We start from the raw sequence: 458 nt of genomic DNA, 5'->3' as shown, positions 1-458 counted from the left end.
CTCCGACCAGGAGGCGCTGGCGGTGGCGCGCGAGTTGGCCGCGCGGCTGGCGGCCGGCGCGATCGAGCGCGACCGCGAGCGGCGCCTGCCGCGCGAGGAGATCGAGTGGTTCTCGCAATCGGGGCTGTGGGCGATCACGGTGCCGAAGGCGCATGGCGGCGCGGGCGTGTCCTTCGTGACGCTGACCGAGGTGGTCAAGCTGATCTCGGCAGCCGATCCCTCGCTCGGCCAGTTGCCGCAGAACCATTACGGCCTGGTCGACGTGATCGCGCTGACCGGCAGCGAGGCGCAGCAGCACGCCTTCTTCGCCGAGGTGCTGGCCGGCCGCCGCTTCGGCAACGGCTTCTCGGAGCGCGGCACCAAGCACGTGCTCGACCTGAAGACCCGCATCGTGCGCGAGGGCGAGACCTGGCGCGTGAACGGCACCAAGTTCTACTCGACCGGCGCGCTGTTCGCCC

General features: G+C 71.4%; 1 protein-coding gene. It reads left to right on the top strand.

Annotated features, from left to right (window positions below):
* Positions 1 to 458, top strand: a 458-nt coding sequence (locus tag FQ705_RS01130) for an acyl-CoA dehydrogenase family protein (protein WP_186307757.1), incomplete at both ends; no start/stop codon positions are given.

The sequence above is a fragment of the Paraburkholderia sp. BCC1884 genome (assembly GCF_900996225.1).
Classification (GTDB): Bacteria; Pseudomonadota; Gammaproteobacteria; order Burkholderiales; family Burkholderiaceae; genus Paraburkholderia.
The sequence above is the reverse complement of the archived record's forward strand: the minus strand, read 5'-3'. Positions and strand labels throughout refer to the sequence as shown.